At 75.4% G+C, this 22,022-nt stretch carries 17 protein-coding genes; 12 read left to right on the forward strand and 5 right to left on the reverse strand.

Annotated features, from left to right (window positions below; genetic code table 11):
- Positions 1-191 precede the first annotated feature (191 nt).
- Positions 192-2,159, reverse strand: a complete 1,968-nt coding sequence (locus AB0D10_RS40010; protein WP_360265963.1) for a BTAD domain-containing putative transcriptional regulator — start codon at positions 2,157-2,159, stop codon at positions 192-194.
- A gap of 192 nt (positions 2,160-2,351) precedes the next feature.
- Between AB0D10_RS40010 and AB0D10_RS40015 the strand changes: the two genes are divergently transcribed.
- Positions 2,352-3,380, forward strand: a complete 1,029-nt coding sequence (locus tag AB0D10_RS40015; protein WP_360265966.1) for an AIR synthase-related protein — start codon at positions 2,352-2,354, stop codon at positions 3,378-3,380.
- 206 nt (positions 3,381-3,586) lie between these two features.
- Here AB0D10_RS40015 and AB0D10_RS40020 read toward each other — a convergent pair whose 3' ends face one another.
- Entirely contained in the window at positions 3,587-3,799 is a 213-nt protein-coding gene (locus tag AB0D10_RS40020) for a hypothetical protein (protein WP_360265969.1), read from the reverse strand.
- 151 nt (positions 3,800-3,950) lie between these two features.
- On the opposite strand from AB0D10_RS40020, the gene AB0D10_RS40025 reads away from it, so the two are divergent.
- The 9 genes from AB0D10_RS40025 (at position 3,951) to AB0D10_RS40065 (ending at position 15,242) form a co-directional block, all read left to right on the forward strand.
- A complete protein-coding gene (locus AB0D10_RS40025; RefSeq protein WP_360265971.1) occupies positions 3,951-4,988 on the forward strand; it encodes a hypothetical protein in 1,038 nt (345 codons plus the stop codon).
- Between the two features lie 159 nt (positions 4,989-5,147).
- On the forward strand, positions 5,148-6,071 hold the full coding sequence (locus AB0D10_RS40030; RefSeq protein WP_360265973.1) for an AfsA-related hotdog domain-containing protein: 924 nt from the start codon (positions 5,148-5,150) through the stop codon (positions 6,069-6,071).
- A 116-nt stretch (positions 6,072-6,187) separates the two neighbouring features.
- The gene (locus tag AB0D10_RS40035; protein ID WP_360265976.1) at positions 6,188-8,746 is read left to right on the forward strand and encodes a BTAD domain-containing putative transcriptional regulator; all 2,559 of its coding nucleotides are present in this window, start codon (positions 6,188-6,190) and stop codon (positions 8,744-8,746) included.
- A gap of 258 nt (positions 8,747-9,004) precedes the next feature.
- A complete protein-coding gene (locus AB0D10_RS40040) occupies positions 9,005-10,195 on the forward strand; it encodes an inositol-3-phosphate synthase (protein WP_360265979.1) in 1,191 nt (396 codons plus the stop codon).
- Positions 10,192-11,106 carry an SCO3242 family prenyltransferase gene (locus AB0D10_RS40045; RefSeq protein WP_360265981.1) on the forward strand — a complete coding sequence of 305 codons (915 nt, stop codon included), beginning with the start codon at positions 10,192-10,194 and terminating at the stop codon, positions 11,104-11,106. Before AB0D10_RS40040 ends, AB0D10_RS40045 begins: the two co-directional genes overlap by 4 nt.
- A 32-nt stretch (positions 11,107-11,138) precedes the next feature.
- Positions 11,139-11,819 (forward strand): EboA domain-containing protein, encoded by a 681-nt coding sequence (locus AB0D10_RS40050; RefSeq protein WP_360265984.1) that lies wholly within the window; start codon positions 11,139-11,141, stop codon positions 11,817-11,819.
- 8 nt (positions 11,820-11,827) lie between these two features.
- On the forward strand, positions 11,828-12,682 hold the full coding sequence (locus AB0D10_RS40055; RefSeq protein WP_360265987.1) for a TatD family hydrolase: 855 nt from the start codon (positions 11,828-11,830) through the stop codon (positions 12,680-12,682).
- Between the two features lie 8 nt (positions 12,683-12,690).
- Entirely contained in the window at positions 12,691-13,863 is a 1,173-nt protein-coding gene (eboE, locus tag AB0D10_RS40060; RefSeq protein ID WP_360265990.1) for a metabolite traffic protein EboE, read from the forward strand.
- The gene (locus AB0D10_RS40065; RefSeq protein ID WP_360265993.1) at positions 13,860-15,242 is read left to right on the forward strand and encodes a nucleotide pyrophosphatase/phosphodiesterase family protein; all 1,383 of its coding nucleotides are present in this window, start codon (positions 13,860-13,862) and stop codon (positions 15,240-15,242) included. The genes eboE and AB0D10_RS40065 overlap by 4 nt, the downstream gene beginning before the upstream one ends.
- A 58-nt stretch (positions 15,243-15,300) precedes the next feature.
- Here the strand turns inward: AB0D10_RS40065 and trpD are convergent, their stop codons facing one another.
- The gene (gene trpD / locus AB0D10_RS40070) at positions 15,301-16,308 is read right to left on the reverse strand and encodes an anthranilate phosphoribosyltransferase (protein ID WP_360266022.1); all 1,008 of its coding nucleotides are present in this window, start codon (positions 16,306-16,308) and stop codon (positions 15,301-15,303) included.
- A gap of 207 nt (positions 16,309-16,515) precedes the next feature.
- On the opposite strand from trpD, the gene AB0D10_RS40075 reads away from it, so the two are divergent.
- Entirely contained in the window at positions 16,516-17,913 is a 1,398-nt protein-coding gene (locus tag AB0D10_RS40075; RefSeq protein ID WP_360265996.1) for a PLP-dependent aminotransferase family protein, read from the forward strand.
- 104 nt (positions 17,914-18,017) lie between these two features.
- Here the strand turns inward: AB0D10_RS40075 and AB0D10_RS40080 are convergent, their stop codons facing one another.
- Together AB0D10_RS40080 and AB0D10_RS40085 are read right to left on the reverse strand one after the other, a co-directional pair.
- Positions 18,018-18,599, reverse strand: a complete 582-nt coding sequence (locus AB0D10_RS40080; protein ID WP_360265999.1) for an aminodeoxychorismate/anthranilate synthase component II — start codon at positions 18,597-18,599, stop codon at positions 18,018-18,020.
- On the reverse strand, positions 18,596-20,200 hold the full coding sequence (locus AB0D10_RS40085) for an anthranilate synthase component I family protein (protein ID WP_360266001.1): 1,605 nt from the start codon (positions 20,198-20,200) through the stop codon (positions 18,596-18,598). The genes AB0D10_RS40080 and AB0D10_RS40085 overlap by 4 nt, the downstream gene beginning before the upstream one ends.
- Positions 20,201-20,559: 359 nt before the next feature.
- Between AB0D10_RS40085 and AB0D10_RS40090 the strand changes: the two genes are divergently transcribed.
- Positions 20,560-21,942: a class II 3-deoxy-7-phosphoheptulonate synthase gene (locus AB0D10_RS40090; protein ID WP_360266004.1), complete on the forward strand. Its 1,383-nt coding sequence runs from the start codon at positions 20,560-20,562 to the stop codon at positions 21,940-21,942.
- Positions 21,943-22,022: the final 80 nt, after the last annotated feature.

The raw sequence follows: 22,022 nt of genomic DNA on the forward strand, positions 1-22,022 counted from the left end.
CGGGAACAGTCGGGGTCCGCGTCGGCACCACGCCGACACAGGACCGGCCGGGAACAGTCAGGGTCCGCATCGGCACCACGCCGACACAGGACCGGCCGGGAACAGTCAGGGTCCGCATCGGCACCACGCCGACACAGGACCGGTCAGGAACAGTCAGGGTCCGCATCGGCACCACGCCGACACAGGACCGGTCAGGAACCGCTGAGGTCGGCGTCCGCGCGGTGCCGACGGTTCGTCCGTGCGCCGGGCGCCGCCACCAAGGCGAGCCGGGCCGACGGCACCGGGAGGACGCCCTGCCGGGCCGGCCCGCGCAGACCCGCCGCGCGGCCCGGGGCCGCCGACTCCGCCGCGTGCAGGCCGAGCAGCGGGGGGAAGCGGTAGCGGAGCATCCGGTCCGCGTCCCGGCCCTCGACCTCCAGCAGGTTGCGGTCGACCAGCCGCTCCAGCGCCTCCTCCGCGTCCGAGGGGCCGAGCCGCAGCAGCCTGACGCCGGTGCGCAGGTCGAAGGGGGCCGTCCCGGCGGCGCCGAGCCGGCGGTAGCTCTCCGCCACGTCGGCCGACAGCGCCGCCACCGCGCGGTCGAAGCAGGCCCGGACACCGTTCGCGTCGTGGCCCAGCACGTCCAGGCGGCGGCGCCCGTCGGCCAGTCGCTCCACCAGGTCGAGGGCCGACCAGTGCGGGCGGCCCGCCAGCCGGGCTCCGGCGGCCCGCAGCGCGACCGGCAGTCCGCCGCACAGGGCGGCCAGCCGCTCGGCGCTGCGGCGGTCGCCCAGGATCCGTTCCGGCCCGGCGATCGCCGCCAGCACCGCCACCGCCTCGTCGGTCCCGAGCGCGCCCAGGCGCAGTCCGGCCGCGCTGCCGCTGTCCAGCACCAGCTCCGGCCCGGTGGCCACGACCCGGCTGGGGCCGTCCCCGGGCAGCAGCGGCAGGATCCGGTCGGGGAGGGTGACGTCGTCCAGCACCACCAGCAGCCGGCGCCCGGCCAGCATGCTGCGGTAGAGCACGGCGCACTCCTCGGGGGCGGCCGGCAGCCGTTCCGGGGCGACCCCGAGACCGCGCAGGAACCTGCGCAGCACCCGGGCCGCGGTGCCGGCCGCGTCACCGGTCTCGGCCTCGCGCAGGTTCACGAAGAGTTGCCCGTCCGGGAAGTGGCGGGCGGCGCGGTGGGCCCAGTGCACGACGAGCGCGGTCTTTCCCGTGCCCGGGCCGCCGACGACGAACCGGACCGGGCCCGGTCGGCCGTCCTCGGCCGCCGCCAGCGCCCCGTCCAGCCTGCGCAGTTCCGCTTCCCGGCCGGTGAACACGTGGTTGTCCGGCGGCAGTTGCGCCGGAACCGGGTGATCGGCCCAGCGGGCCGGCGGGGTCGGCCCGCCATCGGCGCCGCCCTCCCGGTCGTGCAGCACCAGGTCGTGCAGCGCCCGCAGTTCGACGCCCGGTTCCAGGCCGAGCTCGGCCACGATGAGGCTGCGCCCCTCGCGGTAGGTGCGCAGCGCCGCCGCCCGCTGCCCGGAGCGGTAGCGGGCGAGCATCAGGGAGCCGCGCAGGCGCTCACGCAGCGGATTCTGCCGTACCAGGGAGTCGAGTTCGGCGATCAGCGAGCGGTCCTCGCCGAGCTGCAGGCGCAGCGCCATGAGCTGTTCGGCCGCGAGCATCCGCTGTTCGGCCAGCCTGGCGGCCTCGGCCTCGGCGAACTCGGTGTCCACCCCGCCGAGTGCCGGGCCCCGCCACAGCGCGAGGGCCTCGCGCAGTCGCTCGACGGCCGGCCCGGCCCGTCCGGCCCGGGCGAGCCGGTAGCCCTCCTCGGCGAGGGCGGCGAAGGCGGCGGCGTCCACCCGGTGGTCGTCCGGGTCGATCCGGTAGCCGGGGGCGACGGTGCTGATCACCTCGCCGCGGCAGCCGGCGTCCCGGAGGAGCTTGCGCAGCCCCGCAACGCAGATGTGGACCTGGGTGCGGACGCTGTTCGGCGGCTCTCCGCCCCAGACGTCCGCGACCAGGGTGTCCACCGACACCACCTGGCCCTGGGCGAGCAGGAGCCTCGCCAGCAGGGCCCGCTGCCGCGCGGAGCGGATCTCCACCCCGCGGCCGCCGACGGCGACCTGGAGCGGGCCGAGCAGACGGAACGCGCATCGGGCCGTACTGTGCGGCGTGGACGCCCTCATGGATCTACCTCCCCGTTGACCGGGCTGCTGAGCCACGATCTGTTCCATGAGTAACACCCGCTCACTAAAGGGACCTTTGTGCGGCGGCCGCTCGGCGGGTTCCGGCCCCGCTCCCGGCGGGTGCGGGCAGACTTGGCCGGGAGCCGGGCGCCCGCAGGGGGGAACCAGCGGTCCGGCGGGAGGGAGCCTGCGGTGAGACACGACCACGACCGGTTCACGAACCGGCAGATCACGCTCGACCACGACGACGACACCGGGTTGGGCGGAGAACTCGGCGCGTACGTCGCCGAGTTGCTGGGCGATACCTGGGCGCCGGAACCGGCGGACCTGCCCCGGGACGGCTCCCGCCTGGCCGTGACCAGCAGCTCTTGCACCATCGACCCGCCGTTCTTCGGTGACGGGGACATCGGCCGGGTGGCCGCCTGCCGTGCGATCAACGACCTGGCCGCGGCGGGCGCGGAGCCGGCCTGGCTCACCCTCGGTCTCACCATCGAGGCGGGGCTGCCCGGTTCGCTGCTGCGGCGGGCCGTGGAGTCGGCCCGGGACGCCGCCCGGGAGGCGGGGGTGCGGATCGTCGACGTCGAGGCGCGGGTGGTGCGGGCCGGGGAGGCCAACCGGCTCTTCGTCCACACCACCGGGTTCGGAGTGCGGCTCGGACCCGCCCAGCGGATGTCCGACGCGCGCCCGGGCGATCTGGTGCTCCTCACGTCCCGGTTGGGCGGGTACGCGGTCCACCTGCTCTCGGTGCGCCAGGACCTCGGGCTGGAGAACGTGGTCCCGAGCGGCTGCGCCCCGCTCGCCGAGCTGCTGGCCTCGGCCCGCGCCGCCGCTCCGCCGGGTGCGGTGCGCTTCGTCCACCGGCTGGCCCGGGGCGGTCTGGCCGGGGCGCTGCAGGCCCAGGCGTCCGCGTCCCGGCTGACGGTGCGGGTGGTCGAGGCGTGGATCCCGGTCCAGCACGAGATCGGGGCGGCGGCCGAACTGCTGGGCCTGGACCCGCTCTACGCCACCGACGAGGGCTGCCTGTGCCTGTGCGTGGCGGCGGACGCCGCGGAGGACGTGCTGGCGGCCCTGCGGTCGAACCGGTACGGCCGGTACGCGCAGGTCGTCGGCGAGGTCACCGGGATCGGCTCACCGGCCGTGGTGGTGGCCGGGGCGGACGGCCAGGTGCGGTCCACGGACGTGCGGGCCGCCCTGTGGGCGGAGCCGCCGCGGTTGCGGTGAGGCGGGGCCGGGCCGGTCGGCCGGGAACCGGGGAAGGCCGTCGATGGCACCCGTCCGAGGTGCCGTCGACGGCCTTCGCCCCGGTCCGGTCCGGGGCCGTCGTGGCGCACGGTCGCCGACTTCTACAGATGTGTAGAACTTGTCGAATCAGCGGAGCGGAATCACGCCGGACCGGGGCCGACCGAAACCCGTCCGGAATCGGGCATTCAGTACCGCGTGCTGCCCCAGATCGCATCGTCCGGGCCCGCCGAATCCCCGGCGCCGGCAATCGCGCCGAAGTTCGTGACCAGGCCGGCCTTTCCGTGACCGGAGCCGGTCAGATCCCCAAGCCCACCGGCACCGACGGCAATTGCCGAAACCAACGCGGCCGCGCCGACCACCGTACGACGCACGAATGCGGATTTCGAGGACCAAGCCATGACTATTCCTCCCGTTTGCGTTCGTCCACGGCAAAGGATGACCCAAGGGACCGCCGCAGACACTGCTATCCCAATCATCACTCGGCCCACCGGCGTTGACCGTGGCATATTGTTGCAAGACAGCAAGTGCAGGCACTGGGGAGGCCGAGCCGTGAATCACGACACCGCCGAATCGGAGTTCGACCATCTGGACGACGTCAGCGCGGCCGCCTACCGACTCGCCGTACTGGAAGGCCGGTTCAGGCCCGACACGGTCGCCACCCAACTCAACCTCTCCCCCGCCGGTGTCAAGCGCACCGAGCGGGTCCTGCGGGTCCTGCGGCTGATCCGGCCCGTCCCGGGCGACCCGCTCAGACTCGTCCCGGTCAGCCCTGATGCGGCGTCATCCACGTTGCTGGGCCCGATGGAACAGCACCTGAACGAGCTGGACCAGCACATCTCCAACCTCCGCTCCCAGCTCGCCTCGCTGCGGCCCGTCTACTTCGAGGGCCGACGGCTGCGCAACCACGTCGAGGCCGTGGACGCGATCAGCGAACCGGAGACCGTCCAGTCCATGATCGACTACACCATCAAGCGCGCCACCCGGGAGGTGCTCACCGTCCAGCCCGGCGGCGCCCGCCCACCGCACCTGCTGCGCGCCGCCAAGGAGAGCGGGCTGTCGATCCTCGGCCACGGCCTGGCCCTGCGGACGCTGTACCAGCACACCGCCCGCACCGATCCGGGGACCCAGGAGGTGGTACGGGAGGTGTCGGCGGCCGGCGGGCAGTTCCGCACCGCCGGGGAGGTCATCGACCGGGTCATCATCATCGACCGGGAGGTCGCCTTCGTCCCCCAGCGGGAACCCGGGGCGCTCGGCGCCGTCGTGGTCCGCGAACCGAGCCTGGTCGCCTACCACTGCTCGGTGTTCGAGTACCTGTGGCGGCAGGGGGTGCCGTTCGACGCCGGCCCGGCCTCCGACGGGCCCATGGTCGGCGAGGTGAAACAGGCCATCGTCCGGCTGATGGCCGAAGGCCACAAGGACGAGGTGGTCGCCCGCCGGCTGGGCATGTCGGTGCGGACCTGCCGCCGGCACATCTCGGAGATCACCGAGGAGCTGCGGGCGGACAGCCGCTTCCAGGCCGGCGTCAAGGCGGTCGCCCTCGGCTGGCTGCTGCCGACCGACGCCGGCCAAGGGGACGGCTGGATGTAGCAGACCGCCCCCGACGGCGCACCCGGCAGTAGCGGCCATGCAGCTTCCTGCCACCCGGATGCCGCCGATCATGATCAGCAGTTGACAGACAGTGAACGAACTCGGGTCGTCGGCCGTCGACGGCTCGGAGGGAAGCGGGGGACAGTGGAAGACGCCGTCATGCGAGCCTGCCGTCGACCAGCCGCCCACGCCGCCCTCCACCTGATCCACCGGACCCTGCTGTCGAGCACCCACCTGACAAACGGCCCCTCCGTCGAGGAGGAGTACTTCGCCCTCTCCGGCGCGCTGCCCGCCGGCGCCGCCCTGCCCGGCGAGGAGGACGGGCCGTTCCACGACTGGCAGCACGTCACCGAAATCCTGCTGGACGCAGGCGAATTCATCGGATACAAGTACTTCGGAATCCCCGGCAGCCTGCCGGCCCGCCTCGACCGCTACGAGCTCCACCTCACGGACCCGGGCGCCTGGCACGCGGACCGGCGCACCCCCCGGCTCGCCCTGGACCTGGCCGTCCGCCCCCGCCGGGTCATCGGCCGCGGCACCCACGGCCTCGACCTCGACTGCGGCGTCCGCCTGGACGACGCCGTCTGCGCCCGGATCTCCTCCGCACTGGCCTTCCTCGCCCCACTGCCGCGGTACCTGCCGGAACCGGCCCGACCCGCCGCCCCGGTCCGCCCCGCCGACGTGGGCCGCTCGGCACCGGGCAACGTCCTGCTCGGCACCCCCTCGCTCAACACCTACGCCCGGCTCTCCGCCCCCGTGCTGATCCCCGGCGGCGGCCACGGACTGGGCGCCGACCCCGGCGGGCCGGTACCCGATCTGACCCTGGTGGAGGTGGCCCGGCAGGCCGCCGTGCTGTGCGTCCGGCTCGCCTGCGGGCTCACCCCGGAGCGCACCGTCGTCACCTCGCTCGCGCTGCGCCGACGCGGCGCCGCGGTGGCCGGGGCACCCATGTACTGCACCGCCGTACCGGGCGAGCTCTCCGTCAACGACCTCGGACAGCCCGGCGCACCCGTCACCCTGACCGTCAGCCAGCACGAACGGACCGTCCTGGAGGCCACCGCGACCGTCCGCCAGGAGTACTGACGTCACGCCAGGAAATCCGAACTGCACGGCAGTTCGAAGGGCCGTATGGTGTTCCCGGCAGGTCCGTACCCGGGCGAAGGCGAGGCCTCGACGTGCGATTCCGTGTACTCGGTCCCATGGAGGTCCGAGGCCCCGGCAACCCCGGAACGGATCTGACCCCTCCCGCCGCCAAGCCCCGCGTCGTCCTCGCCACCCTGCTGGTCCGCGCCAACGAGGCCGTACCGATCGAAACCCTCATCACCGAGCTGTGGGACGACACCCCGCCGCGCACCGCGACCACCACCCTCCAGGTCTACATCTCCCACCTCCGCAAGCTGATCGCCGACGCCGGGCCCGAGGAGACGCCGCCCGCCATCCACACCGGCCGACACGGCTACCTGCTGGAACTCGACACCTGCGGACTGGACGTCAGCTGCTTCGAGCGGTACGGCGAGGAGGCCGCGGCCGCCCAGCGCGACGGGGCCCACGCCGAGGCCGCCGAGCTCTACGCGCGCTCGCTCGCCCTGTGGCGCGGCCCCTTCCTCCCGGACGTCCCGGCCGGCCCCGTGCTCAGCGCGGCGGCCACCCGCCTGACCGAACTGCGCACCGCCGCCCTGGAGGGCCGGTTCCGGGCCGGCCTCCGACTCGGCCGGCACCAGGAACTCCTCGGCGAACTGCAGGCCGCCGTCGCCGAGCACCCGCTGCGCGAGGAACTGCACGGGCAGCTGATGGTGGCCCTCTACCGCGCCGGCCGGCAGGCCGAAGCGCTCCAGGTGTTCTCCTCGCTGCGCCGTACCCTGGTCCAGGAGCTCGCCATCGAACCCGGGCCGGACCTCCAGAATCTGCACCAACGGCTCCTCGCCGGCGACCGGGAGCTACGGCGGACCGAGCCCGAACCGCCCCGGCCCGCCCCGCCCGCGCCGCCGGCCGTCGAACCGGGCCTGCTCCCGCCCGAAGCCGAACTGGACCGGCTCGACGCGCTGCTGCGCGGCGCTCCGACCGGCGGCACCGTCGTCCTCACCGGTGGCCCCGGAGCCGGCAAGTCCTCGCTCGCCCTGCACGCCGCGCACCGCGTCGCCGACGCCTTCCCGGACGGCCGGATCCTGATCGACCTGGACCACGCCCGCACCTCCCCCGCCAACGATCCGCTGCCCCGTCTGCTGCGCGGCCTCGGCGCCACCGGCCCGCTGCCCGACACCGAACCGGAGCGCCGCGGCCTCCTCGACCGACTGCTGGACGGCCGACGGATCCTGATCGTCCTCGACAACGCCCCCGACACCGAAGGCCTGCGGCCCCTGCTGCCCACCGCCCCGGACAGCGTCACCCTGGTCACCACCCGGCGCGCCCCCGACGAGGGCACCCCCGCGTCCGTCCTGCGGCTGAGCCGACCGTCTGAGGACCAGGCCCTCCGGATGCTCGACAGCGCGGCCGGCGCACCGCACTCCCGGACCGACCCCGACAGCACCGCACGGATCCTGGCCGCCTGCGGACACGTGCCCGCCGCACTGCGGATCGCCGGCGACCGGCTCGCCGCCCACCCGCACTGGACCCCGGCCGCCTTCGCCACCCGGCTCGACGACGAGACCTCCCGCCTCGACGAACTGCGCGCCAACGGCCAGGACATCCGCACCGTGCTCACCCGCGGCCTCTGCCCCGACCAGCGGCAGGCCCTGGCCCGGCTCGGACTCCTGCCCGCCGCGCCGTTCGGCGCCCCCGCGGCCGCCGCCGCCCTCGACACCTCCCCACCGAAGGCCGAACGGCTGCTCGACCGCCTGGTCGACGACCACCTCCTGGAAGCCGAACGCCCGTACGGCTCCGGGCTGCCGCACTACCGCCTCCCCGTCCTGCTGCGGCTGCTGTCCGCCGAACTCGCCGCCGAGGAACCCGCCGAGACGGTCGCCGCCGTGACCGAACGGTTCTGCACGGACTTCACGGCCGCCGCCGAACTCGCCGAGGAACTCATCGCCTCCGGCACCGCGGCCGCGCCGCGCGACCACGCCGGCGGCGGCGCCGTCCACGGCCGGCGCCCCGACCACTGGTTCACCGAGGAACGCGCCGCCCTGGTGGGAGCCGTCGTCCTCGCGTACGAGCGGGGGCTCTGGCAGCCGGCGCTCCGACTGGCCCGCGCCGTCACCGGACTCCTGGAGGCCTCCGCCGCCTGGCCGGAGTGGAACGTCGTCCAACAGGTAGCGCTGGACGCCGCCGGCCGACTGGACGACCCGTCCGCGCGCGCCGCCGCGCTGCGCTCCCTGGGCGACCTCGCCTGGCAGCAACACCACCTTGAGCTGGCCGCCGACCGCTACGAGGAGGCCCGCCGGACCGCCGAGTCGGTGGGCGACCGCACCGAGGAGGCCAGGGCACTCACCGGCCTCGCGGACCTCACCCTGGAGCACCGTCCGTCCTCCGAGACCCGCGCCCTGGTCGAACGGGCCGCCGAAGCCGCCCGGGCCTCCGGCGACCGCCGGGCCCGCTTCGAGGCCGCCCGCTGCGAGGCCCTGCTCGCCCTTGCCGACGGCCGGTCGCACGCGGCCACGAGAGCCTTCACCACCTGCCGCGACCTGGCCGAGGCCCTGCGCGACCGCCGCCTCGACGCCTTCGCCCGACGCGGCCTGCGCTCCGCCACCGCACCCTGCCCATCCGACGATGCCCTCGAACTCCGCCCCGCCGTCTGGCGCCTCCGCGGCCCCCGCCCCTAACGACGGGCCACACCACCGCCCGCCCCGGCCGCTCCACACCCGCGCCCCACGCCGCCGCCCACCTGGCCCCACCCATCGCGCGCGCACCGGCGCAGCCGCCACCGAACCCCCGCCCCCACCGCTCGCCGCACCCATCCCCCACCCGCGCCCGAGCCCGCGCCCGAGCCGCGATAACCACCCGATGCCACCGCCATAGCACCGCCCCCCATGCTGGCCGCAGCGCCGGTCGACCCGGACCGCGCGGACGGGAGGCGGAGCATGGGGAACCGGACCGGAGTGTGGCTGGTGGGTGCGCGGGGGTCGGTGGCCACGACCGTGGTCGCCGGTGCCGCGGCGCTCGCCGGTGGGCTCGCGGAGCCCGTGGGGTGTCTCACCGAGACCGCCGCCCTGCGTCCGCTGCCGCTTCCCGGGTTCGCCGAGCTGGTGTTCGGCGGACACGACCTGACCGAGGTCGCGCTGCGCAAGCGCGCCGACCGGCTGGTGCAGGACGGCGTGCTGCCGGACCGGGTGGCCGCCGGGGTCGGGGAGGCGCTCGACGCGGCCGACCGGGAGATCCGGCCCGGGGTCGGCCCCGGTGCACCCGGGACTCAGGCCGCGCAGGCCGGACGGCTCCGTGCGGACCTGGATTCCTTCCGCCGGCGCCACGGGCTGGACACCGTCGTGGTGGTCAACCTCTCGTCGACGGAGCCTCCCGTACCCGCCGCGTCCGTGCCCGACAGCCCCGCGGAGCTCGACCGGGCTCTCGCCCGGCCCGGCGCCGTCCTGCCGCCGAGTTCCCTCTACGCCTACGCCGCGCTGACCGCCGGCTGCCCGTACGTCGACTTCACCCCGTCCACGGGGGTTCAGCTGCCGGCGCTGCTCCGGCTGGCCGCCGAGCGAGGCCTGCCCTGCGCGGGGCGGGACGGCAAGACCGGCGAGACCCTGGTGAAGAGCGTGCTCGCACCGATGTTCGCCCGCCGCGCCCTGCGGGTCCGCTCCTGGTCGGGCACCAATCTGCTCGGCGGCGGCGACGGCGCGACCCTGCAGGACCCGGCGGCGGCCCGGAGCAAGTCCGACTCCAAGAACCGGGTGCTGTCGAGCCTGCTCGACCACCCCGTGGAGGGCCGGACCCACATCGACAACGTCCCCGACCTCGGGGAGTGGAAGACCGCCTGGGACCACATCGGCTTCGAGGGCTTCCTCGGTGTCCGAATGACCCTCCAATTCACTTGGCAGGGCTGCGATTCGGCACTCGCCGCACCGCTGGTGCTCGACCTGGTCCGGTTGATGGCGGTGGCGAGCCGCGCCGGTGCCGGCGGCCCGCAGAGCCAGTTCGCCCTCTTCTTCAAGGACCCGTTCGACCCGGACCCGGCCGCGGCCGCCGCCTCCGGGTCGGGTGGCGTCCCGCACGACCTGGACGGCCAGTACCGGGCCCTGCTCGACTGGGCCGCCTCGGTGGCCGGCCGATGAGCGGCACCCGCGGGCCGGGGCCGCTGTTCGAACTCGTCCGGGCCCCGGCCGCGTTGACCGTCCCGGGCGACACCCTGGTCGGCGCCCTGTCGGCCGGGCGTCCGCTCGGCCCGGCGGTCGCCGGGCTCGCCGCGGCCTCGGTCAGCCTCTACTGGGCCGGAATGGCCCTCAACGACTACGCGGACCGCACCGTCGACGCCTACGAACGCTCGCACCGGCCGGTGCCCTCCGGCCGGGTCCGCCCGGGCACCGCCCTGGCCGTGGCGGTCGCCGGCACCGCGGCCTCGCTGGCTCTCGCCGGGCTCAGCGGCGGGCGCCATTCGCTGGCCGTCGCGGTGCCGCTGGCCGCGACCGTCTGGGCCTACGACCTCGGCCTGAAGTCCGGGCCGCTGGGGCCCGCCGCGATGGGCGCGGCCCGCGGCCTCGACCTGCTGCTCGGTGCCACGGCCCCCGGTCCGGGGACGGCCCGGCGGGCGCTGCTCCCGGCCGCGGTGCTCACCGCCCACACCGCGACGGTGACCCGGCTGAGTCGCGACGAGGTGCACGGGGCCGAGCCGGCGCTGCCCCGGGCCACTCTCGCGGCCACCGGTCTGATCACCGCGGCGGCGGCGCTGCCCCGCCGTGCCCGGACCGGCGGCCACGGTCTGCCGAGCCGCGCCGCACGGGTCGCCGGGGCGGCCCAGGCCGCCCTGGCGGGCTGGTACGGCTGGCACTTCGGCACCGCCCAGGCGGCCGCCGCCCGGCTGCCCGACGCGGGCCGGGTCCGCCGCTCGGTGGGCGCCGGCATCCACGCCATGGTGCCGCTCCAGGCCGCGCTCGCCGCCCGGGCCGGGGCTCCGCTGCCCGCCCTCGCCCTGGCCACCGCCCTCCCGCTGGCCCGCCGCCTGGCCCGCCGGGTGTCACCGACATGACCGGGGACACCGCCGGAGAGAGGACCGCTCCCATGACCGCACCTGTCCCTGTACCCGCCCCCGCCCTGCTGACCTCGTCGCTCGAAGCGGGCCCGGACCGGGCCAGCGCCGCCTGGCTGCACGACGCGCTGCGCCGCCTGGCAGCCGACCCCGGTGCCCTCGCCGTCCTCTTCCCGGCCGCCGGACGGGCCTGCGGACACCGCCGACTGCCCGAGCCGCCGCCCGGCGCCGAGGGCTGGACGGCCGCGGACGCCGCCCGCGCCCTGCTGCTGCTCGCCGTTCCCGCGGCGGACGGGCAGCGACTCGCCGAGGCCGAGGCCTGCTACCGGTACGGCGATGCCGCCGAGCGGGTGGCCGTCCTGCGCGCACTGCCCCTGCTCGGTGTGGGGGACGGCGCGGTCGGGCTGGTCGAGGACGCGCTGCGCACCCACGACACCCGGCTGCTGGCCGCCGCCGTCGGCCCGTACGCACGGCGCCACCTCGACCAGGCGCTGTGGCGCGACGCCGTTCTGAAGTGCCTGTTCACCGGCGTGCCGCTGAGCGCCGTCGCCGACCTGCACGAACGCGCCGACCGGGAGCTGCGCGTGATGCTGACCGCTCTCGTGCGCGAACGCGAGGCCGCAGGGCGCCCCGCCCCGCCGGAGGCGCTCGCCCTGCTCACCCCGGCCGACGTGGCGTCCCACCGACCGGTCACCCTCCGAGGCAAGGAGTAGTACCGCCGATGCGGATCCTCGACCCGCACATCCACATGACCTCACGGACCACCGACGACTACCGGGCGATGCGCGCCGCGGGCGTGCGCTGCGTGGTCGAGCCGTCCTTCTGGCTCGGCCAGCCCCGAACCGGGGTCGGCAGCTTCACCGACTACTTCGACACCCTGCTGGGCTGGGAGCCGTACCGCGCCGCGCGGTTCGGCATCGCGCACCACTGTGCGCTCGCCCTCAACCCGAAGGAGGCCAACGACCCGCGCTGCGCGGGCGTGCTGGACGTGCTGCCGCGCTACCTGGCCAAGGACTCGGTGGTGGCGGTGGGGGAGATCGGCTTCGACTCCGGCACCGCCGCGGAGGAGAAGGCCTTCGCCCTGCAGCTCGCCCTCGCCGCGGAACACGGCCTGCCCGCCCTGGTGCACACCCCCCACCGGGACAAGGCCGCCGGTACCCGCCGGTCCCTCGCGCTGGTCGAGGAGTCCGGTCTGGATCCCGCGCTGGTGCTGCTGGACCACCTCAACGAGGTGACGGTCGACCAGGTGGCGGGCAGCGGCTGCTGGCTGGGCTTCTCGGTCTACCCGGACACCAAGATGACTCCCGAGCGCGTGGTGCGCGTGCTGGAGCGGTACGGCACCGAGCGGATGCTGGTCAACTCGGCCGCCGACTGGGGCCACAGCGACCCACTGCTCACCGCCGCCACCGGACGCGCGATGCTCGCCGCCGGGTTCACCGAGGACGACGTGGACCAGGTGCTCTGGCGCAATCCGGTCTCGTTCTACGGGCAGAGCGGCCGGCTCCGGCCGGAGCTCCCGGACGTCCTGGAGGCGGCCACTCACGAGGGCAACTCCATTGCTCGTGGCGGGAGTTGACGGGAACGATGCGCCTACGGCACGGTGACGGAAGCACCGTCCACCTCTCGTACTGCACCAACGTGCACCCCGCCGAGTCCCTCGCCGGCGTCATCGGCCAGCTCGACCGGTACGCCGTACCGGTGCGCGAACGCCTGGGCACGGACCGGCTCGGCGTCGGGCTGTGGCTGCCCCGGCCGGCCGCCGACGCGCTCGCCGGCGATCCCCCGGCGGTCGCCCGGCTGCGCCGCGAACTGGCCGTCCGGGGTCTGGAGGTGGTCTCCCTCAACGCCTTCCCCTACCGGGACTTCCACGCCCCCCGGGTGAAACGGGCCGTCTACCGGCCCGACTGGTCGGAGCCGGCCCGGCTGCGCTACACCCTCGACCTGGCCGGGATCCTGGCCGGGCTGCTGCCCCCGGACGCCGAACGGGGCAGCCTGTCCACCCTGCCGCTCGGCTGGGCCCCCTGGTGGGACGGGCCCCGGCAGGCGGCGGCCGCGGCGCAGTTGGAGGCGCTCGGCTCCGGCCTGAGCGAGCTCGCCGCCCGGGAGGGGCGACCGGTGCGGGTCGGCTTCGAACCGGAACCCGGCTGCGTGGTCGAACGCACCGAGCAGGCCGTGCGGCTGCTGGGCGGGCTCGACCCGGCGGTGTTCGGGGTCTGCCTGGACGCCTGCCACCTCGCGGTCGCCTTCGAGGACCCCGCGGCGGCCCTCGCCCGCCTGGAGGCCGCCGGGCTGCCGGTCGTCAAGCTCCAGGCCTCCTGCGCCCTGCACGCCGAGGACCCGTCCGATCCGGCGGTGGCCGCCGCCCTGGCGGAGTTCGTCGAGCCGCGGTTCCTGCACCAGACCCGGGAGCGGTCGGCCCCCGAGCCGCTGGCCCGCGACGACCTGGACGAGGCGCTCGGCGCGGACGGCCTGCCCCGCCGGGCGCCGTGGCGGGTCCACTTCCACGTGCCGCTGCACGCCGACCCGGCACCGCCGCTGCGCAGCACCCGGCCGGTCCTGGACGCCGTGCTGGCCGCCCTGTTCGACCGTCCCGACGCGGCCTGCGACCACGTCGAGGTGGAGACGTACACCTGGAACGTCCTGCCCGAGGGGCGGCGCGCCGCCGCCCCGGCCGCCCTCGCCGACGGCATCGCCGCCGAACTCGCCTGGGCCCGGCAGGCGTTGACCGGCCTCGGACTGAAGGAGCCCGGACCATGAGCGGACGGACACCGGTCGTCGTACTCTGCACCGTCGGGGTCACCCCGCGGCTGCTGCGGCACATGCCCAACCTGAGCCGGATCGGCGAGGAGGGCTTCACCGCCCCGCTCACCACCGTGTTCCCGGCGGTGACCTCGACCGTCCAGGCCAGCGTGATCACCGGGCTGTCCCCGGCCCGGCACGGCGCGGTCGGCAACGGCTGGTACGACCGCGACCTCGGCGAGGTCCGGTTCTGGGGCCAGCACAACGGCCTCGTCGCCGGCGAGAAGGTGTGGCACGCGGCCCGCGCCGTCGACCCCGCGCACCGCACCGCCTACCTCTGCTGGTGGTACGCGATGGGCGCCGAGGTCGACACCGTGCTGACGCCCCGTCCGGTGTACCGCTACGACGGCCGCAAGGAGCCGGACTGCTACACCCGCCCGGCCGGTCTGCGCGACGCGCTCACCGACGCGCTCGGCCCGTTCCCGCTGTTCCGGTACTGGGGGCCCGCGGCCGGGATCGCCGGCACCGAGTGGATCGTCCGGGCCGCCCGGCTGGTGGTGCGCGCCGTCTCGCCCGACCTGTCCTTCGTCTACGTGCCCCACCTCGACTACGACCTGCAGCGCTACGGGCCCGACGGCCCGGAGGCGATCCGGGCGGCCCGGATGGCGGACGCCGCGCTGGCGCCGTTCCTCGACGAACTGCGCGACCGGGGTGTGACCGTGCTCGCCCTCAGCGAGTACGGCATCACCGCGGTGGACCGGCCGGTGCACCTCAACCGGGTGCTGCGCGGCGAGGGACTGCTGGGGGTCTTCACCCAGCGCGGCATGGAGTACCTCGACCCCCACGGCTCGCGCGCCTTCGCCGTCGCCGACCACCAGGCGGCGCACGTCTACGTCCGGGACCCGTCCGACGTCCCCCGGGTGCGCGAGGTGCTGCGGGCCGTCCCCGGGGTGGCCGAGGTGCTCGACCGGCCCGCGCAGCGGGCGCTGGAGATCGACCACGAGCGGGCCGGCGAGCTGGTCGTGGTCGCCGAGCCGGGCGCGTGGTTCACGTACTACTACTGGCTGGACGACGCCCGGGCTCCGGACTTCGCCCGCGGGGTGGAGATCCACCGCAAGCCCGGATACGACCCGGCCGAGCTCTTCTTCGACCCGCGGGTCCCGTGGGTGAAGGCCCGGGCGGCCCTGACCGTGCTGCGCAAGCGAGTGGGCCTGCGGGCGCCGATGACGGTGGTACCGCTGGACGCCACGCTGGTGCGCGGCAGCCACGGCAGGCTGCCCGACGACCCCGCCGACGGCCCGGTGCTGCTCTGCTCGGATCCCTCGGCGGCCCGTCCGGGCTACCGCGCCACCGAGGTGAAGGACCTGGTGCTGCGGCTCTCGGGGCTGTCCCGGTGAGCAGCGGACCGAACCGGCCGGCGGTGCGCCGCGGCGCGCCGCCGACCCGGCCGACCGGTCAGCCACCGGCCGCCAGCCGGGCGGTCAGCGCCACCCAGTCGTCCAGCAGCCGCGCCGCGGCACCGGAGTCGATCGCCCGGGCGGCCCGGTCCAGCCCCGGCGGCAGCCGCCGCGCGACCGGCTCGTCCGAGGGTTCGAGGGCGGCGAGCCCCGCCGCCGCCGACAGCAGCACCGCGTCCCGCACCGGTCCGCGCTCCCCCGCGAGCACCGCCCGTACGACCGCCGCGTTGAACGCCGGGTCGCCGCCGCGCAGCCCTTCCGGCAGCGATCGCGGAACACCGAGGTCGAGCGGATCGAGGTGCTCGCGGCGGACCGCGCCGCGGTGCACCGACCAGACCGTGGAGGTCGTGGTGACCGTCAGTTCGTCCAGGCCGTCGTCCCCTCGGAAGACCAGTGCCTCGCAGCCCCGCCGCGCCAGCACCCCCGCGATCAGCTCCGCCGTCCGCCGCTCCGCAGCTCCCACCGCCAGCGCCGTGGGGAAGGCCGGGTTGGACAGCGGGCCGAGCAGGTTGAGCACGGTGGGCACACCCAGCTCGCGCCGGGAGGCGGCGGCGTGCCGCATCGCCGGGTGGAACACCGGAGCGAAGCAGAACGTGATCCCCGCCTTCCGTGCCACCAGGGCGATCCGGTCGACCGGCAGCTCCAGCACCACGCCGAGCCGCTCCAGCACGTCGGCCGAGCCGCAGGCCGAGGAGGCCGCGCGGTTGCCGTGCTTGACCACCCGGGCGCCCGCCGCGGCGGCCACCACCGAGGCCATGGTGGAGATGTTGACGGTGGCCGCCCCGTCCCCGCCGGTACCGACAATGTCCAGGGTCGGCCCCGGCACCTCCAGCGGCACGGCGTGCGCCCGCATCGCCCGCACCAGGCCCGAGACCTCCTCCACCGTCTCGCCCTTGGCCCGCAGCGCGACCAGGAACCCGGCCAGCCTCGCCGGGCCGACCTCGCCCCGCATGATCCGGTCCATCGCCCAGGTCAGGTCGTCCGCCGACAGGTCGCGACCGGCCATCGCCCCGGCCAGCAGCCCCGCCCAGTCGCGTTCCCTCACCACCGTGTCCGGCTTCACCTGGTCACCCTTCCGAGGCGTCCCGCGCCGCCCGTCCCATCGACGGGGGCTTCGCGATTCAGTCTGGGAGGCGCCGCCCGGCCCGCTCCAGACCACTCGGGCGCCCGCCCGCCGGTCCACTTCCCGCACCGCGGACAGGAGGCCCCGCCGGTGTGGCTGACCTCGGTCGTGGTCTCCCGGGAGGCCCCGGCGCCGCTCACGCTGCAGATCCAGACCGCCATCAAGCAGGAGGTGACCGACGGGGTGCTGCGCCCCGGCACCCGGCTGCCGTCCACCCGCGGCCTCGCCCACGACCTCAACGTCTCCCGGAGCGTGGTGGTGGAGGCGTACGGCCAGCTGATCGCCGAGGGCTACCTGGAGGCCATGCAGGGCTCCGGCACCAGGGTCGCCCGGCACCTGTCCGGACCGCCCGTGGTCTCCCCGCTGCTGGACGAGGGGCGGGTGCCCAGGGTGCGCTGGGACCTGCGCACCGGCGGCTCCGTCCCCTCGCACTTCCCGCACCGCGAGTGGGCCCTCGCCTACCAGCAGGCCGTCCGCTCGGCCGGCCGGGCCGACCTCGGCTACCCGCCGCTGTCCGGCGTGCCCGCGCTGCGCGAGGAGCTGGCCCGCTACCTCGGCCGGGTGCGGGGCGTACGGACGGCCCCTCAGCGGATCATGGTGGTCGCCGGCTTCGCCCACGGACTCGCGCTGCTCTGCGCGGCGCTGACCAGGCTGGGGATCGGCGCGATCGCCGTGGAGGACCCGGGGCTGGTGCGCCAGCAGCGGTTCATCCGGGCGGCCGGGCTCACCACCGTCCCCGTTCCGGTGGACGCGGAGGGCATCGACGTCGCGGCGCTGGCCGCCACCGGCGTACGCGCCGTCCTGGTCACCCCGTTCCACCAGTTCCCCACCGGCGTCACCATGTCCCCGCAGCGCCGGGAGGCGCTGGTGGGCTGGGCCAGGGCCACCGGCGGCTACGTGATCGAGGACGACTACGACGGCGACCTCTGGCTGGAACGGCGGCCCCGCCCGCTGGCCCTGCAGCGCCTCGCCCCGGGGCACGTCGTCTACGCGGGCACGGCCAGCAAGACGGTAGCCCCCACCCTGCGCACCGGCTGGCTCGCCGCACCGGCCGATCTGCTCACGGCCCTGGAGCGGGCCCGCTCGGAGCGGGACCTCGGCGCGGACGGCCTCACCCAGCTCGCCTTCGCCGAACTGCTGCGCGGTGGCGCCCTCGACCGTCACCTGCGGCGGTTGCGGTCGCGCTACCGGGGGCGCCGCGAAGCGCTGGCCCAGGCCGTCCAGCGCCATCTGCCCGGGGCGGCACTGAGCGGCTCGGCGGCGGGTCTGCACGCCTGCGTCCGGCTGCCCCGGCGCACCGACGAGGCCCTGCTGGTCGCCCGGGCACTGCGCCGGTCCGTCCTGGTCCGCGGGGGGCGGGACTTCACCACACTGAGCGGTTCACCCGACCCGGCGCTGGTGGTGGGGTACACCCAGGTGTCCACGGCCGGACTGTACGAGGCGGTCCAGGAGCTCGGCCGGGTCTGGGAGCAGTTGCCGGACCGCTGAGGCACCCGGACCAGCCGCGGCACCCGGACCGGCCGGGGCACCCGGACCCGCCGGGGTGACCGAGCCGCTCCGGGTGCGCCGGAACCCCACGGGCGCGCCGGACCCTACGGACGCACCGGGACGCGTCGCGCCAGGAAAGCGGCGAACATCCCGAGCCCCCCTGTGGTGGTGATGCTCTCCGGGTGGAACTGCACGCCCTCGATCGGCAGGGTGCGGTGGCGCAGCCCCATCACGTAGCCGTCGTCCAAGGAGCGCGCGGTCACCTCGAACCCGGCCGGCAGCGGCTCGTCCACCACCAGCGAGTGGTACCGGGTGACCTCCAGGGTCGGCGGCGCACCGGCGAAGACGCCCGCGCCGTCGTGCCGCACCGTGCTGGTCCGGCCGTGCATCAGGTGCTCGGCGGTGCGCACCGTGCCGCCGTGGGCGAGCGCGATCGCCTGGTGGCCCAGGCAGACGCCGAGCAGCGGCACCTCGCCGGCGAAGCGGTGGACCAGCTCCACGTGGCCGGAGTCGGCGGGGTGCCCCGGTCCGGGTCCGAGTACCACCGCCTCGGGCCGGGCGGCGGCGAGCTGCTCGGGCGTCCTGGTGCCCGAGCGCACCACCTCGGTGTCCACCCCGAGCGAGCACAGGTAGCGGTCGATCACGTGGACGAAGCTGTCGTAGGCGTCCACCACCAGAACCGTCATGCCGTCAACTCCCCGTTCCCGTCCGTCTCTTCCACGGAATCCCGACCGGTCAGCGCCCAGTGCGCGGCCGCCATCTTGGCCAGCGTCTCGTCCCACTCGGCCTCCGGCCGCGACTCGGCGACGATCCCCGCCGAGCTCTGGGTGGAGTAGGTACCGCCGTCGAAGCTGATCGTCCGGATGCACAGCGCGAACTCGCTCCAGCCGCGCACGTCCACCAGGCCGACGGCGCCGGCGTAGCTGCCCCGGGGCTCCCGCTCCAGCCCGGCGATGATCTCCATGGCACGGATCTTGGGCGCGCCGCTCATCGTCCCGGCCGGGAAGGTGGCCCGCACCGCGTCCCAGACGGTGACGCCCGTCTCCAGGCCGCCGGTGACGGTCGAGACCAGGTGGAACACGTGGGAGAAGGTCTCCACGGCCATCAGCCGGTCGACCGGCAGCGTGCCCGGTCGGCAGACCCGGCCGATGTCGTTGCGGCAGAGGTCCACCAGCATGATGTGCTCGGCCTGCTCCTTGGAGCTGGCCCGCATCTCCTTGATCCGCCGCTCGTTCTCCTGCGGATCGGCGCCGCGCCGGGTGGTGCCGGCGATCGGCCGCATGGTGATCTCCCCGCCCTCGGTGCGGAAGAACAGCTCCGGGCTGGCGCCGATCAGCAGTCCCCCGGCGCGCGGCAGCAGGTACATGTGCGGCGAGGGGTTGCGGCCCCGCAGACGGCGGTAGACCTCCAGCGGCCGCGCTTCGGTGCGCACGTCGACGCGGTGGCCGATCTGGATCTGGTAGATGTCGCCGACCCGGATGTGCTCCAGGCAGCGCCGGGACCAGCCCAGGAACTCCTCCCGGGTCACCGAGTCCCGTACGGACGTCGGCCGCGGGGCGGTCGGGACGTCCACCGCCGGCGTGGCGGCGGCCCGGTGGGCCAGGGCCATCGGGTCCAGGTCGGGACGGCTGCCGAACAGCCCGGTGGGTCCGTCGCGGTCGGGCGGGCCGTCGGCCCGGAGGGGGTCGGCGCTCCGCAGCCGGGGCGCACTGCCCGCGGGGTCGTACCGGACGGTGTCGCGGAAGAGGGTGAGGATCAGGTCCGGCAGGTCCGGGCGCGAGCCGCGCGCGGGCAGCTCCTCCATGTGCCAGGCCGCCTCGTAGCCGATGGTCGTGAGGAAACCGAACAGGTACCCGGTGGCGGGCGGGCCGGTGACCGGGTGGAACAGCAGCCGGACCCGCTCCAGCAGCTCCCAGACCTGCTCCGGGCCGCCGATCCGCCACCGCGCGGCCCCTTCCGTCCCTCTCTCCACGTCGAACACCAGGGTGAGGCCGGCCGCTTCGGCGCATCCGGCGAGCCAGGGCAGCAGCGCTTCCGGGCCCTCGATCTCGACGTGCCGCGGGTGGACCCTGATCTCCGCGACCCGGCCGTAGCCGACGACGGCCGGGCCACGCTGCCGGCCCGTCTCGTCCAGGCTCTCCATCAGGTAGACCTCGTCCGGGCCCAGTTCGCGGCTGAGCTCCGCGTACAGGTCGAGCGGCGCGTGGCGGGGCAGCGCCGACTCGGTGATCCGGACGCCGATCCGCTCGGCGGGCGGCCGGCCAGGGCTGTACGGAAGTGGGGACATGACGCTCCTCGGCGCGTTCGGTGGTGATCGGGCCCCGTGGGGACGCGCGGCCGGGTCCTGGCCCGCGGCGGGCGCGTCGGGTGGCCCACGGGATGCCGGTGGGTGGCCCACGGGATGCCGGTAGCTGACCCACGGGCATGTCGCAGAAGCCAATCAGCACGGTCCGGACGCCACCAGACCATTTCCTCCGCCCCGATGCGGTCCACTGCGCTCGTGCTTGCCCGCCCCCGAAACCCGCGGCTTCACTGGTCGGCGGCCGCACCCCGTACCTGCCCCGCCATACCTGCCCCCCGTACCTGCCCCGCCGTACAGCACGCGTCCCGGACCTCGGAGCGACCTCGGAAGGACTGGTGGAAGCCATGGACCCGAAGCCCCGTCAGCAGACCGCCCTGCCAAGCCCCGCCGCCCCGCCACACCTGCCCGCCGAGCCGCGCGACCAGCAGCCGGACTGGCCCGACCCGGCGGCCCTGGCGGCCGTCCTCGACGGACTCGCCACCGCGCCGCCGCTGGTCCTCGGCCCGGAGTGCGACCAGTTGAAGGAGGAGCTCGGCGCGGTGGCCCGCGGTGAGGCGTTCCTCCTGCAAGGCGGCGACTGCGCCGAGACCTTCACCGGGGTCAGCGCCGACGCGATCACCGGCCGGCTCCGCGTCCTGCTGCAGATGGCCCTGGTCCTCACCCACGCCGGCGCGCTCCCCGTGGTCAAGATCGGCCGGATGGCGGGCCAGTTCGCCAAGCCCCGCTCCAGCCCGGTGGAGACCCGCGACGGGCTCACCCTGCCGTCCTACCGGGGCGACGCCGTCAACGGTCACGACTTCACCGCGGCGGCCCGGGAACCCGACCCGGCCCGACTGCGCGCCGTGTACGAGAAGTCGGCCACCACCCTCAACCTCGTCCGGGCGTTCGGCGCGAGCAGCGAGGCCGACCTGCGCCGGGCGCACGACTGGAACCGGGGCTTCGTCTCCGGCTCGCCCGGGGGATCCCGGTACGCCGCCCTGACCGAGGAGATCGACCGCACCATGGCGTTCATGGCCGCCTGCGGCGCCGACCCGGCGCAGACCCGCACCACCAGGGTGTACGCCAGCCACGAGGGCCTGCTGCTCGACTACGAGCGGGCCCTGCTGCGCACCGACCCGGACACCGGACGGACCTACGCCGCCAGTGGCCACCTGCTCTGGATCGGCGAACGCACCCGCCGGCTCGACGGGCCGCACCTGGAGCTCTTCGCCCGGATCGCCAATCCGGTGGCGGTGAAGGTCGGCCCCACCGCCACCCCGGACGAGATCCTCGGCTACGCCGACCGGCTCGACCCCGACCGCGAACCGGGCCGGCTGACCTTCGTGGTCCGGATGGGCGCCGAGCGCGTACGGGACCTGCTGCCGGCGCTGGTGGAGAAGTCCCGCGCCGAGGGGATCCAGGTGGGCTGGGTCTGCGACCCCATGCACGGCAACACCGTCACCGCCCCGGACGGGCACAAGACCCGCGAGGTCGAAGCGATCGTGGACGAGGTCCGCGGGTTCTTCGAGGTCCAACGGTCCCTGGGCGCCCACCCGGGCGGTCTGCACATCGAGCTGTCCGGCGCCGACGTCACGGAATGCGTCGGCGGCAGCGACCCGGTCACCGTCGAGCGGCTGCCGACCCGCTACGAGACCGCCTGCGACCCCCGCCTCAACCGCGGCCAGGCCCTCGACCTGGCGTTCCTGGTCGGCGAGATGCTGCGCGGGAACGCCGGGCCGGTCGGATAGCTCCGGCGGGCTGCCGGGCTACTGGGCCGCTGGGCTGCTGGGCTGCTGGTCTGCTGCGGAAGCCGGTCTGCTGGGCTGCC

The organism is Kitasatospora sp. NPDC048545 (assembly GCF_040651155.1).
In the GTDB taxonomy this organism is placed as follows: Bacteria; Actinomycetota; Actinomycetes; order Streptomycetales; family Streptomycetaceae; genus Kitasatospora.

What these genes read in the sequence shown, in the direction of transcription:
- AB0D10_RS40010 (WP_360265963.1), bottom strand. Translation starts at nt 2,159, where the DNA reads ATGAGGGCGTCCACGCCGCACAGTACGGCCCGATGCGCGTTCCGTCTG.
- AB0D10_RS40020 (WP_360265969.1), bottom strand. Translation starts at nt 3,799, where the DNA reads ATGGCTTGGTCCTCGAAATCCGCATTCGTGCGTCGTACGGTGGTCGGC.
- AB0D10_RS40030 (WP_360265973.1), top strand. Translation starts at nt 5,148, where the DNA reads ATGCGAGCCTGCCGTCGACCAGCCGCCCACGCCGCCCTCCACCTGATC.
- AB0D10_RS40035 (WP_360265976.1), top strand. Translation starts at nt 6,188, where the DNA reads ATGGAGGTCCGAGGCCCCGGCAACCCCGGAACGGATCTGACCCCTCCC.
- AB0D10_RS40040 (WP_360265979.1), top strand. Translation starts at nt 9,005, where the DNA reads ATGGGGAACCGGACCGGAGTGTGGCTGGTGGGTGCGCGGGGGTCGGTG.
- AB0D10_RS40045 (WP_360265981.1), top strand. Translation starts at nt 10,192, where the DNA reads ATGAGCGGCACCCGCGGGCCGGGGCCGCTGTTCGAACTCGTCCGGGCC.
- AB0D10_RS40050 (WP_360265984.1), top strand. Translation starts at nt 11,139, where the DNA reads ATGACCGCACCTGTCCCTGTACCCGCCCCCGCCCTGCTGACCTCGTCG.
- AB0D10_RS40055 (WP_360265987.1), top strand. Translation starts at nt 11,828, where the DNA reads ATGCGGATCCTCGACCCGCACATCCACATGACCTCACGGACCACCGAC.
- eboE (WP_360265990.1), top strand. Translation starts at nt 12,691, where the DNA reads ATGCGCCTACGGCACGGTGACGGAAGCACCGTCCACCTCTCGTACTGC.
- AB0D10_RS40065 (WP_360265993.1), top strand. Translation starts at nt 13,860, where the DNA reads ATGAGCGGACGGACACCGGTCGTCGTACTCTGCACCGTCGGGGTCACC.
- trpD (WP_360266022.1), bottom strand. Translation starts at nt 16,308, where the DNA reads ATGGCCGGTCGCGACCTGTCGGCGGACGACCTGACCTGGGCGATGGAC.
- AB0D10_RS40080 (WP_360265999.1), bottom strand. Translation starts at nt 18,599, where the DNA reads ATGACGGTTCTGGTGGTGGACGCCTACGACAGCTTCGTCCACGTGATC.
- AB0D10_RS40085 (WP_360266001.1), bottom strand. Translation starts at nt 20,200, where the DNA reads ATGTCCCCACTTCCGTACAGCCCTGGCCGGCCGCCCGCCGAGCGGATC.
- AB0D10_RS40090 (WP_360266004.1), top strand. Translation starts at nt 20,560, where the DNA reads ATGGACCCGAAGCCCCGTCAGCAGACCGCCCTGCCAAGCCCCGCCGCC.